Raw genomic sequence first — 14,032 nt, 5'->3', positions numbered from 1 at the left:
AAAAATTATAAAAAAAGGAGGATTATATGAAAAAAAGAATTTCTGTTTTACTGGTTTTGGTTCTTGTTTTAACAGCGTTGATCCCCAGTGGATTTGCCGGGGCAAGGGTGCAAGAGCCGCTAGAGAGTCGCTACGGTGATGTTGCAGATATTGGTCCTTGGCTTCGATTCCAAGCTAGCGATGAAGAACTGCGGGCAAATCTAGATGCCCAGATTCGCGAAGCGGCATCAAAAGTGAATTTTGATGAAGAGTTAGTTGATGAAGGAGAATCAACGGAGTCGTCCTTTACGTATGATGGGGGAAACAAGTTCTTCTTGGGTTTGGATTCAACCACGGGCTCATATACGTTTAAGACATTTACATTAAGAAGTTTAGGAACGGATGTCGAAGTCTGGGTTGCAGATGATATCGCTTATCTCGAGGGAGACCCCCGAGACGATCCTATCATTACGCAGGAACAAGTGGACCGTTTGCGGGACGAATTCGACAACAATATCTATCCGACAGATACAGAGTTTTTTGGTATGCCGGATTCTCATTATGGTACGGATGCGTTATTGAGCGTCTGGGAACTCTTCGATCCCGGTTATTATGAGCCTGATGATGGAATTGAACGAAATATTATCTTGGTTGATAATGTACGTGATGAGAGTTTTTATGATGATACCTATCCGTTCTTTATTGCCGGATTCTATTCACCAACCTTTGAGGCGTATTTTGATCGGAATATTATTAGCTTGGATACCAACTCATGGGAAACTCGATTAGAAAGCACATTCTTTGGGACAACCGCTCATGAGTATCAGCATTTGATTCATGATGATAATGATCCCCATGAGACGACATGGTTGAATGAAGGCATGTCAGACTTTGCCGAGTATCTCTGCGGCTACGGTCATCCCGACGTGCACGTTCAATTTTTCTTAGATCATCCAGAAAACTCTTTGGTTGATTGGGACGAGCATTATAATGCGGATACGGGTCCAGAAGTCTTGGCGGACTATGGACAGGCATACTTGCTTCAATTGTATCTCCATGACCAATTCGGCAAGGAATTTACCCGTGCATTAGCGACCAATCCAATAGCCGGCTTTGCCAGCATTGACCAGGTTTTGGATGATTTTGGAGCTGGCATTGACTTTGAAGAAGCATTCCGTCGATTCTGTGTGGCGGTTGTGTTGGATGCGCCGATGCCAGAAAAAGGGATTTATGAATTTACCAGTATCGAATTGGCCGAGTACGAGGGCGGATTGGACTTTGAAAAGGCGGAGTTCTATGACAAGGACGGAGTTCCTGCTTGGGGTGGAGATTATAAGCATCTTGAGAAGATGAAAAATATCAAAGGCGTGAAATTCGATGGCATTGATTTTATGCCAACGCCTTGGATTGAAGTGGATGAGGCGCCGGATGACGGTGGACCTGCTCTTTATGGAAATACGGGAGATGAGAAGGACAATGTAATGATCCTTCCCGTGGATTTAACCGGTTTAACCGAAGCCAATCTATTTTTCAATACCTGGTATGAAATTGAAGAACTCTGGGACTATGCCATGGTTCAGGTTTCAACAGATGGTGGTTATACCTGGGCAAGTCTTGAAAATGCATATACAACTTATGATGTCGATCCGGATGGGTATCCGGCAATTAAAGATAACCTGCCGGGTTTGACGGCTTGGTCAGGAACCGCAACAGAAGGGGCGACATGGATGCCAATGGACTTCGATTTGGATGTTTATGCAGGCCAAGAGATTCTGATTTCTTTCCGCTATATGACGGACTGGGGAACCACAGAAATGGGTTGGTTTGTGAAAGATATTGAAGTGCAGGGCGTTGATTTGGGAATCGAAAATGGTTCCTTGGACGGTTTCTTTTCCTTGCAGGAGATTACAGAAACCTATGTGGATTATCAAGTTGTCTTTATTAGTAAAACAGGCAATCGTGTCAGCCATGTGGTTAGCTTAAATCCGATGAATATATCGGAGATGGACGCCATCAAACTGAAGCAATTGTTATCGGCAGGTGAGACATATATGATCGTTTGGTATCCGGCACCGGTGGGGACAAAAGGGTATGTCGATTTCACCTATGAACTCTTGACTCCGCAAGATATGAAAAAAATTCCGGCGCTTCCATATGGACCTGAAGAGCCATTTGGACCTGAAGATCCTGTCGGACCAGAAGATCCAGGAGAGCCAATTGGACCTGACGATCCGATTTATCCTGAAAAACCAAATAAGCCAGGAAAACCAGACCATCCGGTTCATCCAGGAAAACCGATAAAATAAGCTTTAGCAAACCCCCTTTTGAAGGGGGTTTGCTATTTCTTGTGATCCAAAGTAAAATATAGGAAAGAAGGTTAAGGAAGGAAAATTAGCATGGAAGATCTTATTATGTATACATCACCCACATGACCGCATTGTGGAACCGCAAAGGATTTTTTGCGGAAGGAAGGATATCGATTTATCGAACGGGATATTAGTCGAGATCCTGCTGCGCGTCAGGAAATGATGCAGCGGCAAATGACGGGCGTACCGTCTTTTGTAATTGGAAACGAGCAGCAAGTGGGATTTTCTCCAGAGTGGATCAAAGCCCATGTGAAAATTAAAATTGAGGCATGTCCGCATTGCGGACAAAAGATCAGAATTCCCAAAGGAAAAGGGAAGATTCGTGTTCGATGCTCGGCTTGCCAAAATCAATTTGTTATCAAAACCTAAGTAGGAGGTGAGAGTATGGGTTTTAATGAAAGAAATTTTCAACGCGCGCAAGAGAACTTTCAACAATTGGCTCAACAATTGAATGAATTTACCCAATGGGCTTTGGAAGAGTTAAAATCTCGTGACCGCGAGTTGAAAGAAACCCAAATTCACCTTAAAATGGCGAAAAAACAAATTGATTCATTGGTTGGGGAATTGGCGGATGCAAAGCGTGAGATTGAAGACTTGAATGAGCGATTAGCCGAATCGGGTCAAGTAATTGCAATGCCGACGAAAGAGATTGTACCATCTACGCCGCAAGCGGAAGAAACCTATGACGAGTTGTTGAAGCGAGCCAGCTTTATTCAGAAACAAATGGGTAGTTCAGAGTCATTGGTTGAACAGAATGCAAGTTCTGAGGCGACAAGATCTCATAAAGCAAGTTTTAGAATTGATCTTGAACAATCGGGATCAGGGCTCGAAAATCCGTCGGCAATTCATGCTTCAACTAGACCGTCAGAGCATATTTCTCATGGCAAGTCAACATTTGCAATGGATTTGCGAGAGGAAACGAAAGAACCGAGTTTGGTGGAACAAGCGGATTCTAATTTCTTTGCACCAGCCATAAGGGCATTAAAACAGGGTGATCGAAAGACTGCTGTTGACTTCTTACTTCTGCGTGAGGCGGAATGGCAAATTGATGATCCAGAAACGATACGTTCTTATTTTGATTTTATGGATCAGTTAATTGTAAGTGCGAGCGGGCAGGAAGCTCTTGTTTGGGATGGATTTGTACAAATGATTCGCTTTGCAGTAGCTAGGCAGTTATTTGATCCAATTCGTACCTTTATAAAGTTGAATCATGGAAGCTTAGAAACTGTTCTTCTTTCGAGAGAGGCTAGCCCGGAAATCTTGATGGATTTAAGTGTGCTTTACTTCCAAATGTCGATGAAGTATGAATTCAAACATTGGATGCGGATCAATCGGGATCGTGGAACTCTTCAAAGTATGACCTTGCGAGATGATCAATCATGGGCTTTGTTGTATATGGCTCTTTTCTTTGATCAGGACCAAGTTATAAAAGAAAATTTGCAGGGAATGAAGGCGAAAATTTTGCTGCCTATACCAGAGGCCAAATTGTATCGAGAATATGCGGATGCCGTTCATGACGGAAGAAATGTTGGATCTGCATTGGATCAATTTGATGATCGATCAACCTTTATGCGGTATGTGGATGACCAAATCCGCGAGCGAGTCTTTCCAATGATGAAAGAACGCTTACAAGCAAAGGCCGAGCAGGTGAGACTGGGATCCATTTCGATTGAATCAGAAAATAAGGAATCAAAAATTGAACTAGCGACGAGACCGGAAGTCGTTTTGGCAGGAACTGAGTCAACCGATGAAGAAAAATTGCAGAAGGTAGAAACGGTATATTTGGTTGGCGGAGAAGGACGAATTTGTCCGCTGGATGAAACGGCATTGACATATCAAGAAGTATCTTTAAAAACTTTCCCTAGTAAATCAGAACGGGATCTCAACCAGAATGGTGTTTATCAAAAGGTTCGATTGCTGCATTGCTCCAAATGCAATCAATATTATATCAACCAATTTATTCGTTGGGGCATTACGGGATTTATTCGTGTGGCAACCAAGGAAGAGAAGCAAGGGCATCAAATTGGCTAAGAAGAACAGGATTATACCTGTTCTTTTTTTTTTGATTTGATAAAATGGAATGAGACAGAATCTTACAATGAAGGGGATATGAGCGATGAATCAAAATGTTGAAATTGGAATTATTGGCGGTTCAGGATTTTATTCACTATTCGAGAATGCGGAAGAGGTCCGAATCAAGACACCCTACGGAGATCCTAGCGATGCGATTTTTGTTGGCCAAGTAGCTGGAAAGCGAGTTGCTTTTTTGCCGAGACATGGTCGTGATCATCAATTTTCACCGCACCGTGTGCCATATCGCGCAAATATTTATGCGATGAAGCAATTGGGCGTCAAGCAGATTATTGCAGTTAACGCCTGCGGAAGTCTGCAAGTGGATGTAAAACCGGGAGAGTTTGTTGTTTGTGATCAGTTTGTGGATCGAACAAAGGGTCGCCAAGAAACTTATTTTGATGATTTGAAGGTTGAGCATTTATCCGCAGCGGATCCCTATGATTTGTTTCTTCGAAAACTTGCTATTGACACCTGTCAGGAGCTGGGATATCCAGTCCATAAAAAAGGAACGGTTGTTGTCATCAATGGGCCTCGGTTTTCTACCCGCGCAGAAAGCCAATGGTTTAGTCAAATGGGATGGGAAGTCATCAATATGACCCAGTACCCAGAATGCTATTTGGCCTTGGAGTTGGGCATTGCCTATGCCAATATTTCTATGATTACGGATTATGATGCAGGTCTTGAAGATGATCCATCCATTATTCCGGTGACGGCAGATGCTGTGATGAAGGTTTTTGCCGATAATGTTGAAAAAGTGAAACATGTGGTTATACGTATGATCGAACGACTATAGGAGGCTGTGATGAGACCAATTTTTTGGGAAAATCAAGAGTTGCGTTTGGTGGATCAAACCAAACTACCGACAGAATATGAAGAGATGATCTGTAAAACCGTTGAGGAAACAGCGATTGGTATTGAAGATATGATTGTTCGGGGTGCGCCGGCGATTGGAATTACCGCCGCTTATGGCCTTGTTTTATGCGCCTATGAGAATGCTGCATGTTCCAATCGAAAAGAATTTGATCAAGCGATCCGGATTGGAATCAAGCGCCTGTCAAAAACGAGACCAACTGCCGTTAATCTGTTTTGGGCCTTGGATCGGATGGAAGCGCTGATGGCCAAATGCAAAGATCTGTCCACGGCAGAGATGATTCAGCGATTTGAGAAGGAAGCAATTGAGATCCATGAAGAAGATATTAAAATGTGTAAAACCATGGGACGCTTTGGGGCCGAATTGATTCCAAAGGGGGCAACGATCTTAACCCATTGCAATGCTGGTGCATTGGCGACGGGGGATTATGGAACAGCCCTTGGGGTGATTCGAGCAGCTTTCGAAAAGGATTCCACCATTGAGGTCTTTGCGGATGAAACCAGACCTTATCTCCAGGGAGCAAGATTAACGGCCTATGAATTACATGCAGATGGGATACCAGTTACCTTGATTACCGACAATATGGCAGGTCATTTTATGAAAATTGGTCGTATTCAAGCCGTTGTTGTGGGAGCCGATCGCATTGCTAACAATGGTGATGTCGCTAATAAAATTGGGACCTATGGAGTTGCGGTGCTTGCCAAGGAAAATGGAATTCCCTTTTACGTAGCTGCGCCGACATCGACCATTGATTTTCGAATGGAGTCTGGTGAGGAGATTCCCATTGAGCAGCGGAATCCGCGGGAGGTTACCCATATTCGTGGAATTCAGATTGCACCAGATGGTGTGAAAATTGAGAATCCGGCCTTTGATGTGACACCGAATTCATACATATCGGGAATCATTACAGAAAAGGGTCTTGCACGCCCTCCATATTCGAAATCAATCCCGGCTTTAGAGGGATAAAAGGAACCCCTGAGAAGATTGATTCTCAGGGGTTTTGCAATCACTTAATAAATTTTCCGTCCTTGTAGAAGAGGTCGCCATCGGCGTAGATTTCCCCGCCTGTTTTCATATCGCAAATCAAATCCCAATGGATGGATGAAACATTGGTGCCGCCCGCTTCGCCGAATCCACGTCCGACAGCTAGGTGAATGGTGCCGCCCAGTTTTTCATCGAATAGAATATTTTTGGTGAAATTTTGGATGCCATAATTGGTTCCAATGGCACATTCGCCCAAGAATCGTGCACCTTCATCGGTATTTAATACCTCTTGCAGCAATTCGTTGCCGGTCTTTGCCTTTGCATCAACGACCTTTCCGTTTTCGAAGGTTAGTGTGATGTCTTCAATTGGTTTGTCCATAAAAACACCTGGGAAGCTAAATCGGATCACGCCATTGGCACTATTCTCAATAGGAGATGTGAACACCTCGCCGCTAGGGAAGTTATTGCGTCCATCAGAGTTAATCCATTTTCTTCCTTCCACCAATAGGGTTAGATCTGTATCAGTCGATTTGAATCTCAATTCTTTTTTATCAGCTAGATAAGCAATGATTGTTTCTTGGTGATCGTGCAGGTCTTTCCAGGCCTGGATTGGATCCTCTTCCTTTAATAAACAAGCGCCAAATACGAAGTCTTCGTACTCATCTTTGCTCATTTCTGCATCTTGTGCTGCTGAATTTGTCGGGAATTGGCAGATGCACCATTTTAGAGAACCATTGTCCGCCCGTTCAAAATAGAGATCACTTAATTCTTTTTTTGCCTGAATTGATTTAACCATTTTTTCAGATGGAACATTGGCAAGGGATTTTGTGTTTTCTGACCCCTGAATATACAGCATAGCATCTAATTTTTCTACCCGTAGCTTTGAAATCGGATCGATATAGGCTAATTGTTCGTCGCTGGCATTTTTATAGAACAATTCATCGAATTCTTGATCTTCGAACCAAACCTGAGGATGAGCACCAACGGCAAGCGCCTCTTTGTATACCTCTTTGGCCAAGGCTTTTGCACTCGGGTGGCAGCGAATAAGGAACCATTCGCCTTTTTCCAATTTCATGGAATAGTGAATCATAGTATGTGCCATCTTTTCTAAATAGCTTTTAATCATGGTATTACCCCCTTTTTATTTATTTTAGTATATCTTTTTTTGACTGATATGACAATTTATCGCAAGGCAAGGTAAAAAATGGTTATCATATAGATAGGAGGATGCCATGGGACCCATCTTTGAACCCCTACGTTTGATGTTTATGGCCGTATTACCTGCAGTGATTCTTATTGTGATTATGGTTTATTTGGACCGTTATGATCGGGAACCCGCCAGATTTATGTTTCAATTCTTTTTCTGGGGGGCTTTTTCAGTCTTGCCTGTATTGGGATTAGAAACGATACTTTCGCTGATCAATCCTTTTCGGGGATCCGCCCTAGAGGTTGCCTATATCGCCTTTGTAGTCGCTGGATTTACAGAAGAGTGGATGAAGCGTCGATTTTTACTACGCGGGCTATGGAAGGCGAAGGTCTTTGATCAACGCTTGGATGGAATTGTGTTTTCTGTTTTGATTGCTTTGGGTTTTGCAACGGTCGAAAATATTTCATATGTATTCTTTCAATATGCCCAGGAACCTTTGGTTGCCGTCTATCGGGGTGTTTTATCCGTACCGGCGCATATGCTCTTTGCTATTGCCATGGGCTACGAAGTGAGCCTAGCAAAGTTTTCACCGACCTCTTCCGATCAAAAGCGTCATTTGAGAAAGTCTTTATGGGTGCCGGTTTTATTACACGGACTATTTGATTTTATTTTAATGGCTGAGCGATGGGGATTGATGATTTTCTTTTTTCCTTTCCTCTTATATTTATGGATATCCAATGTGAAAAAATTAAAACGCTTTTATAAGGATGCAAAACGAATTCACCTTGAGCAAGAAAATGGCTCTGATGAAGAGGAAATATGATATACTAAATGAGAGGAACCCTAGTGGGGATTCCCTCTTTTTTTGTGGTCGAAAGGAGCAGATATGCAATTAACAGACTTGAATAAAAAACAACGGGAAGCAGCTGAAACAGTATTGGGACCAGTTTTGATATTAGCAGGTGCCGGTTCAGGAAAGACCCGTGCGCTCACCTATCGAATCGCACATTTAGTCGAGCATCATCGGGTATATCCAGAGAATATTCTGGCTCTTACTTTTACCAACAAAGCAGCGGCAGAGATGAGGAATCGTGTAGAAAAATTGATTGAAGGGAATGTACGCTCTTTGTGGATGGGTACCTTTCACTCTGTTTGTGCAAGATTGTTGAGACAGGATATTGAGCGATTGGGATATCAACGTAATTATACAATCTATGATAGTTCAGATCAGCTGGCGTTGATGAAGCGCGTCGTTAGAACCGACTTGAATCTGAATGAAAAGAAGTATGATCCGAAATCGATGATTCATTACGTTAGCAGTCAAAAGAACTTATTTATTCTGCCGGCTCAAGCCTTGAAAGCCGCGGAAGGCCGATATGCAGAAGAGTTTAAAGCAAAGATTTATGCAGCCTATCAGAAACGGCTGAAGGAAAGCAATGCCTTGGATTTTGATGATTTGATCATTCTAACCCTTCGCTTATTTAATGAGTGTCCCGATATATTGGAACGATATCAGGAGCGATTTCAATATATTCACGTGGACGAGTATCAGGATACGAACCATGCTCAATATTTATTGGTGAAAAAATTGGCGGCTGCCCATCACAATCTTTGTGTTGTGGGAGACGATGATCAAAGTATTTATGGATGGCGGGGTGCAGATATTCGCAATATTTTGGATTTCGAAGTCGATTTTCCAGAAGCGAAAGTCATTAAATTGGAGCAAAATTATCGTTCGACCAATACCATTCTTTCGGCGGCGAATGACGTTATTGCCAACAATAATGGAAGAAAAGATAAACGCTTGTGGACCGAGAAGGAAGACGGAACGAAAATCAGTCTATATAGCGCGGACAACGAACAGGACGAATCGCTTTATATTGCTCATCAGATTGAACGCATTCGTGAAGATTCTGATCGTGCCTATCTTGATTTTGCCATTCTCTACCGGACAAACTCGCAGTCGCGTGTTTTAGAGGATGCGCTTCGAAAGAAGCATTTTCCCTATCGAATTGTTGGTGGATTGAAATTCTACGATCGAAAAGAGGTCAAGGATATTGTAGCCTACCTAAAGGTGCTGGTGAATCCGAAAGATGATGTTAGTCTTCGTCGAATCGTCAATGTTCCTAAAAGAGGAATCGGTGACCGAACAGTCGAGTTGTTGTTGGCTTTTGCCCAAGAAGAAGACTTGTCTATGGTTGATGCAATTAGTCGGGTTGAAGAAGTCAATGGATTGACTAATAGCGCTCGAACACGCTTGGCTCAGTTTGCTCAAATGATTGGGAAATTCCGCACCTATATGGAAACGGAATCTCTTTTGGAATGCTATAACCGGGTGATTCAAGAGTCTGATTATATTCCGTATTTGGAACGAGAAAACTCGGTGGAAGCGGATGCGCGAATTGATAATATTTACGAATTTAGATCGGTTATTCAGGATTATGAAGCAGCAGCTGAAGAGCCGGGTTTAATGGATTTCTTATCGAGTGTAGCCCTCTTATCGGATCTTGATAAAGCAGCTGAGGGAGATGTAGATGAGAATGACAAAATTACATTGATGACGCTACATTCTGCTAAGGGATTGGAATTCCCGATCGTCTTTTTAAGCGGCATGGAGGAAGGCATGTTTCCTCTGTCTCGTTCTACGCAAAGTGAAGATGATTTAGAAGAGGAACGACGACTGTGCTATGTTGGAATCACCCGTGCAGAAGAGGAATTGTATTTGACCCATACCGATGTACGCATGCTTTATGGACGTCATACGAACAACATGGTATCGCGGTTTGTCAAAGAGATTCCGGTTAAGTATATTGAACGAGCGAATCCAAATAAAAAGGAACGCTTGCCAGAGAAGATGGAACCAACACGCCGAAAAACAGTCTTTGATGATTTAGAGGCATTTAAGTCGATCAATCGTGAAAAGAAGAAAAGTAAGCCGATGGACGACAAGACCTATAAAGCGGGCCAAAGAGTACGACATAAGTCATGGGGGGTTGGAACCATTGTTTCAGCTCAGGCCAAAGGACAAGATACCATGTTGACCATTGCCTTTGAACAAAAAGGGATTAAGAAACTGCTTCAATCCTTTGCCCCAATCGAGAAAATTTAAGGAGTATGCAAGCCATGGAACAAATAGAACACATGATAGAGCTGGTTGACCTGCTCAACGCCTACGCTAAAGCGTATTACGAGCAAGATGCTCCTCTTGTAAGCGATGGCGAATACGATCGATTATATGATGAATTGCTGGCTTTAGAAAAAGAGTTAGGGCATGTGGAAGCCAATTCTCCAACGCGAAGAGTCGGGGGGGCACCCCTTGATAAATTCGTCAAGTATTCCCATCGCCAAGCCCTCTACAGTTTAGACAAGGCGCAATCCATTGAAGAACTTGAAACTTGGCATGACCGAAATCGGCGAAGGTTGAGGGAATTGGGGATTGAAACACCGATCACTTATATTCTGGAATACAAGTTTGATGGACTTACACTAAATTTGACCTATGAGTTTGGCCAGCTTGTGCAAGCAGCAACCCGGGGAAATGGCATTGTTGGAGAGGGAATTTTACCGCAAGTGCTAACGATTCAAAATATTCCTTTAACGGTTCCTTTTCAGGGTAGCTTTGAAGTGCAGGGAGAAGGCCTCATGCCACTCTCTTCTTTGGAAGCCTACAATAAAAAGGCGAGTGAACCCCTGAAAAACGCAAGAAATGCCGCGGCTGGTGCCCTTCGGAATTTAAACCCGAAGGAAACGGCTAAACGGAGATTGGCAGCCTATTTTTATCAGGTTGGTTATATGGAAGGAAAAAGTTTTTCAAGCCACGAAGAAATGGTCTTGTTTTTAGAGAAGCAGGGTTTGCCAGTTTTCTCGTATCGCAAGCAATTCACGGATTTTTCTGCCTTGCTCCAAGAAATTCCGGTCTTGGAAAAGGAACGTCGAAAGCTCGATGTTTTAACAGATGGACTGGTGATCAAGATTAATGATCAGGAGTCGAGGACCTTATTGGGATATACGCAAAAATTTCCACGCTGGGCGATCGCTTTTAAGTTTCCGGCCGAGGAAATGACGACAATCCTTCAAAAGGTAGTTTGGCAGGTGGGGCGTACAGGAAAGATTACACCAATTGCCGAGGTGGATGCAGTTGATATTGGCGGTGTTACCGTGCGTCGTGCAACCTTGAATAATTATGATGATATTTTGCGGAAAAAAGTGACAATTGGAGCGAATATTTGGATTCGAAGATCGAATGATGTCATTCCCGAGATACTTGGGGTTGTGGAAGAAGGACAAGGAGAAATGATACCCAAACCGACCATCTGTCCAAGTTGTCAAACCGAGCTGATTCAAGATGGCGTGCATTTATTTTGTCCAAATTCTATGGGGTGTAAACCGCAATTGATCGCAAGGCTCGCGCATTTTGCTAGCCGAAATGCCATGAATATCGAAGGGGTTTCAAAAAAAACCATTGAGCAATGGCTGGAAACCTTGGCGCTTACGGCCTTGCCGGATCTTTATCGACTGACCTTCGAAGATTTGATTCAATTGGAACGTTTTGGACCCAAAAAGGCAGAGAAACTGTTGATGGCCATTGAAGAAAGCAAGGAACCAACCCTGTCCGCTTTTTTATATGCCATTGGCATGCCCAATGTAGGGAGCAAAACGGCAAAGGATTTGGCGCAAACCTTTGGGAGTTTTGAAGAGGTCTGCAAGGCGTCGTTTGAACGCTTGGTTGAAATTCCAGATATCGGGGAAGTTGTTGCTCAGGATATTCGAGAATTTTTGCATGAACCTCATATTATGGACCGAATCCAAGAACTGTTTGATCTTGGTGTCAAACCGAAAGAAGAAGTGGTGCAAGAAAGGCTAGATACCTTCTTCACAGGAAAAACAGTTGTCATAACAGGGAGCTTGTCTGTATATACCCGATCTCAAGCAAAAGAGATTTTGGAAAGACTGGGCGCCAAGGTGACCGGTAGTGTTTCTAAAAAAACCGATTATGTCTTGGCGGGGGAAGCCGCTGGTTCAAAACGCGATAAAGCGATAAAACTGGGCGTTCCACTCATGACAGAGGCGGAATTTCAAGAAATATTAAAAGAATATAATTTTTCTTGATCAGATTTACACGATCGAGGAAAAGAGGTATAATAACTAAGAAAACAAATGTTGGCGTGGCAAAGACATGCTATGAAAATCTTGTCAAAGATGGCAAACGGAAGGGTTCCTTCCGTTTGCTTTATTTTGTATCAGAAGCAAGAAAAACGATAAATGTTACCAACTTGTAATAAGATTGTTTCGGTAATCATTGAAAGCTGAAGAAAAAATCAAATTGGTTTAGCAGGATTAGGCGTGTGCGCTTGGTCTTGTCAAAAACAAAATACAAATATAAAGTTTCCGTAAAGGTACAACGTTTTCAAGTTACAGTTACTTAATATTATTTAAAACTGCTGTAATTGCATTAGCTTGAGGGATTCAGTAAGATAGAGTAAATGCAGTGCAACTATTTTTAGGAACAAGGCATTTCTTTTTTCTTCTCGATGATCGTCTTATCTTTTTGCTCTTCTTATTTACTATATTCATGTGATTTGGCCGACATATGATTGTAGGTGTAGAAGAGGCGACAGGTTAAGAAGGTGATCGGTAACGACTTAATAATTTAAACGGAGGTGTAGTTCATTGTTAAGGTATATTGGCAAGCGACTGATATCTATGGCGATTACGCTATGGGTAGTCATCACGATTACGTTCTTCCTTATGCATTCCATTCCTGGCGATCCATTCACGAATGAGAATAGGGAGATCCAACCAGAGATCATGGCCAACCTTGAAGCGAAATACGGGTTGGACAAACCATTACCACAGCAATACTTAATTTACTTAACGAATGTAGTGGTTCATCAAGATTTCGGCGATTCGATGAAGTATAAAAATCGATCGGTGAATGATATGATTGAGCAGGCATGGCCCGCATCCTTTACTTTGGGGATTTGGTCAGCATTGTTTGGTGTTCTCACTGGTTTAACACTCGGTATTGTCGCAGCTTTAAACCATGCAAAATTCTTTGACTATTTTGTTATTTTCATTGCAATCTTGGGCGTATCGGTGCCGAACTTTGTGTTCGCGTCCCTATTCCAGTACGTATTTGCCGTACATTTGGGTTGGTTCCCAGTAGCACGTTGGGATGGACCAGAATATATTGTATTGCCGGCATTGGCTTTGGGTTTCCGCGTAATTGCATTCCAAGCCCGTCTGATGAGAACAAGTTTGCTGGATGTTTTGAATCAAGATTATATTTTAACGGCAAAAGCAAAAGGCTTGCCGAGAGCAAAAGTTATTTGGGGACATGGCGTTCGAAATGCGATCCTTCCGAACATTACAGTTTTGGGTCCTTTGATTGCAACCCTGTTGACCGGTACCTTTGTTATTGAAAAAATCTTTGGGGTGCCCGGATTAGGGAAGTTCTTCATTCAGTCGATTCAACAACGGGATTATCCATTGATTATGGGGACGACGATCTTTTACGCAGCTGTGTTGATCTTTATGATCTTCTTGGTTGATATTTTGTATGGATTTATCGATCCGCGTATTCGATTGGATAAATAGTCAGTTCGGAAAGGA

The 14,032-nt window shown here is 42.7% G+C and carries 9 protein-coding genes and 1 pseudogene; 9 read left to right on the top strand and 1 reads right to left on the bottom strand.

The features are described 5' to 3' along the window. Positions 1–26: 26 nt before the first annotated feature. The 5 genes and pseudogenes from AC25CA_RS10775 to mtnA all read left to right on the top strand — a co-directional run bounded on the left by AC25CA_RS10775 (position 27) and on the right by mtnA (position 6,255). The gene (locus AC25CA_RS10775; protein WP_486813827.1) at positions 27–2,285 is read left to right on the top strand and encodes a hypothetical protein; all 2,259 of its coding nucleotides are present in this window, start codon (positions 27–29) and stop codon (positions 2,283–2,285) included. 138 nt (positions 2,286–2,423) lie between these two features. Beyond that, positions 2,424–2,714, top strand: a pseudogene (locus AC25CA_RS10770) (glutaredoxin domain-containing protein); the annotation flags it as partial. Positions 2,715–2,729: 15 nt separating this feature from the next. Further along, positions 2,730–4,376, top strand: a complete 1,647-nt coding sequence (locus AC25CA_RS10765) for a coiled-coil domain-containing protein (RefSeq protein WP_486813826.1) — start codon at positions 2,730–2,732, stop codon at positions 4,374–4,376. An 85-nt stretch (positions 4,377–4,461) separates the two neighbouring features. Next, positions 4,462–5,211, top strand: coding sequence for an S-methyl-5'-thioadenosine phosphorylase (locus AC25CA_RS10760; protein ID WP_486813825.1), 750 nt, complete (start codon positions 4,462–4,464; stop codon positions 5,209–5,211). Between the two features lie 9 nt (positions 5,212–5,220). Beyond that, a complete protein-coding gene (mtnA, locus tag AC25CA_RS10755; RefSeq protein ID WP_486813824.1) occupies positions 5,221–6,255 on the top strand; it encodes an S-methyl-5-thioribose-1-phosphate isomerase in 1,035 nt (344 codons plus the stop codon). Positions 6,256–6,295: 40 nt separating this feature from the next. Here the strand turns inward: mtnA and AC25CA_RS10750 are convergent, their stop codons facing one another. Beyond that, positions 6,296–7,399: an aminopeptidase gene (locus AC25CA_RS10750; protein WP_486813823.1), complete on the bottom strand. Its 1,104-nt coding sequence runs from the start codon at positions 7,397–7,399 to the stop codon at positions 6,296–6,298. A 106-nt stretch (positions 7,400–7,505) separates the two neighbouring features. Here AC25CA_RS10750 and AC25CA_RS10745 point away from each other — a divergent pair, with 106 nt between their 5' ends. The 4 genes from AC25CA_RS10745 to AC25CA_RS10730 all read left to right on the top strand — a co-directional run bounded on the left by AC25CA_RS10745 (position 7,506) and on the right by AC25CA_RS10730 (position 14,017). Beyond that, positions 7,506–8,243, top strand: coding sequence for a PrsW family intramembrane metalloprotease (locus AC25CA_RS10745; protein ID WP_486813822.1), 738 nt, complete (start codon positions 7,506–7,508; stop codon positions 8,241–8,243). Between the two features lie 63 nt (positions 8,244–8,306). Then, entirely contained in the window at positions 8,307–10,529 is a 2,223-nt protein-coding gene (gene pcrA / locus AC25CA_RS10740) for a DNA helicase PcrA (RefSeq protein WP_486813821.1), read from the top strand. Between the two features lie 14 nt (positions 10,530–10,543). Beyond that, positions 10,544–12,529: an NAD-dependent DNA ligase LigA gene (ligA, locus tag AC25CA_RS10735; protein ID WP_486813820.1), complete on the top strand. Its 1,986-nt coding sequence runs from the start codon at positions 10,544–10,546 to the stop codon at positions 12,527–12,529. Between the two features lie 561 nt (positions 12,530–13,090). After that, on the top strand, positions 13,091–14,017 hold the full coding sequence (locus AC25CA_RS10730) for an ABC transporter permease (protein ID WP_486813819.1): 927 nt from the start codon (positions 13,091–13,093) through the stop codon (positions 14,015–14,017). Positions 14,018–14,032 lie beyond the last annotated feature (15 nt).

The organism is Gottschalkiaceae bacterium SANA, assembly GCA_036323355.1.
GTDB lineage: Bacteria > Bacillota > Clostridia > Tissierellales > GPF-1 > GPF-1.
Note: the sequence above shows the minus strand (reverse complement) of the source record. Positions and strands in the feature narration are given on the sequence as shown.

Excerpts from the sequence above, each read along its gene's own strand:
- AC25CA_RS10775 (WP_486813827.1), top strand. The coding sequence starts at position 27 with ATGAAAAAAAGAATTTCTGTTTTACTGGTTTTGGTTCTTGTTTTAACA.
- AC25CA_RS10765 (WP_486813826.1), top strand. The coding sequence starts at position 2,730 with ATGGGTTTTAATGAAAGAAATTTTCAACGCGCGCAAGAGAACTTTCAA.
- AC25CA_RS10760 (WP_486813825.1), top strand. The coding sequence starts at position 4,462 with ATGAATCAAAATGTTGAAATTGGAATTATTGGCGGTTCAGGATTTTAT.
- mtnA (WP_486813824.1), top strand. The coding sequence starts at position 5,221 with ATGAGACCAATTTTTTGGGAAAATCAAGAGTTGCGTTTGGTGGATCAA.
- AC25CA_RS10750 (WP_486813823.1), bottom strand. The coding sequence starts at position 7,399 with ATGATTAAAAGCTATTTAGAAAAGATGGCACATACTATGATTCACTAT.
- AC25CA_RS10745 (WP_486813822.1), top strand. The coding sequence starts at position 7,506 with ATGGGACCCATCTTTGAACCCCTACGTTTGATGTTTATGGCCGTATTA.
- pcrA (WP_486813821.1), top strand. The coding sequence starts at position 8,307 with ATGCAATTAACAGACTTGAATAAAAAACAACGGGAAGCAGCTGAAACA.
- ligA (WP_486813820.1), top strand. The coding sequence starts at position 10,544 with ATGGAACAAATAGAACACATGATAGAGCTGGTTGACCTGCTCAACGCC.